The organism is Moorena sp. SIO3H5 (genome assembly GCF_010692395.1).
GTDB lineage: Bacteria > Cyanobacteriota > Cyanobacteriia > Cyanobacteriales > Coleofasciculaceae > Moorena.
Genome location: NZ_JAAHHS010000758.1, coordinates 1 through 1,413, shown reverse-complemented (window position 1 = coordinate 1,413; position 1,413 = coordinate 1). Strand labels below are relative to the sequence as shown.

2 protein-coding genes are annotated in these 1,413 nt (G+C 42.0%); one reads left to right on the top strand and one right to left on the bottom strand.

Features of this window, described 5'->3' with window-relative positions; all coding sequences use genetic code 11:
• A partial coding sequence (locus tag F6K52_RS36285; RefSeq protein ID WP_293090064.1) for a hypothetical protein occupies positions 1-247 on the bottom strand: 247 nt, incomplete at its 3' end.
• A gap of 369 nt (positions 248-616) precedes the next feature.
• Here F6K52_RS36285 and F6K52_RS36280 point away from each other — a divergent pair.
• Entirely contained in the window at positions 617-1,144 is a 528-nt protein-coding gene (locus tag F6K52_RS36280; protein WP_293090062.1) for a hypothetical protein, read from the top strand.
• Positions 1,145-1,413: the final 269 nt, after the last annotated feature.

Genomic DNA, 1,413 nt, shown 5'->3' with positions numbered 1-1,413 from the left:
TTGCCTGGGAACCATCTTCAAATCCCCGCACTAAAGTACTAGGAATCACATTCTGTTTTCCCAGATTGACGCCCACAGGAAGAATAATCAATTGATCACTATCGTTTCGCCTTGGGCTAGAGGTAGTGGCGGCGACTTCCGGTTTTGATACCTCAGGTGCTAGGGTTTCGGCAAAAACGGAAGTTATGGTAATCAAAGAACACAAGAGAGTTGTTACAGCTAGATAAGCTAGTGAAATAAGTTTCATCCAACACCTATGAGCTGACTAAATACTGACTAATTTTTTTAAGGGAAACTACATACAGACTTCCCAACTTGGTCAGCTCAAGTAACAGTAACAACTAAGGGGTTTGATACTTCAGGGTTGTTGCACTAGGAGTACTTACGTAGTAACTCTACCTGTCGATTGGTTTCTTTTGGCACTTTACTACTACAAAAACGATCACCCCATCACCCCATCACCCTATCACCCCATCACCCCATCACCGGTAATTTCATCCACCGTAATCAACTTCACTGAATTTTAAACTTCGGTATCTTTCCGGATGTATCCAGTTAGCAAATTAGGAAAGAATAGGAGTAGAAACAAACAGTTGATTTCCACCAGATAAAGGACATGAGAAACCAATTCGGTAAATCCTTAGTTATTTCCGCGTTAACTACTTTAGGTGTTGCTGCTCTTGCTAGCAGTGCTTTTGCTCAGGTGCCTGCTCCTATAGAGCAGGATTTCGAATTTATGGGCACAGTAGAGGGAACCTGTTCTTTTGTAGATGTTCAACCTGGTGCTTTAACAAACCCTAATCCCGAAGTATTAGCTGTTATTAACCCAGGTGATTATGCTACAGGTTTGATGCTTTGTAATAGTCCAGCAACTATCTCTCTTGGAGACTTGATGGCGACGAATGAGGTATCTGAAAGACTTTTAGAAACCGCAGAAACCTACACCTATAGCGTTTCTTTTAGTGAGATTGGTGGTGCAACAACTGATGAAATCGAACGTACTATGGGAGAACCTGCAGCAATACCACTAAATTTACCTCCTAGCGAATTCGAGGTTGAAGCTGACATGATGATCGAGGGACTCTTACCCCTTGAAGGTGGTGATTACGCCTTTATGTTTACGGTGACAGCTACAGCTAACTAAAGTCAACTATTGGCTGGAAGCCAGCGACGTATCCCGCTGGAAGATTGATGTAAATGCAATTAACCTCTAATTTTTTTGTTGTCTCCGTAGAAATCGGTTTTACCCGATTTTTCCTACGGAGATTTTACCAATAAACGGTTTATTTATAATAATATAAATTTTTTTTTATAGAGTAGAGAGTAGGCAAGAGATAAGAGGTAAGAAGCAAGAGGCAAGAGGCAAGAGGAACCCACCCCTAACCCCTCCCAGGAGGGGAAGGCAAGAGGCAA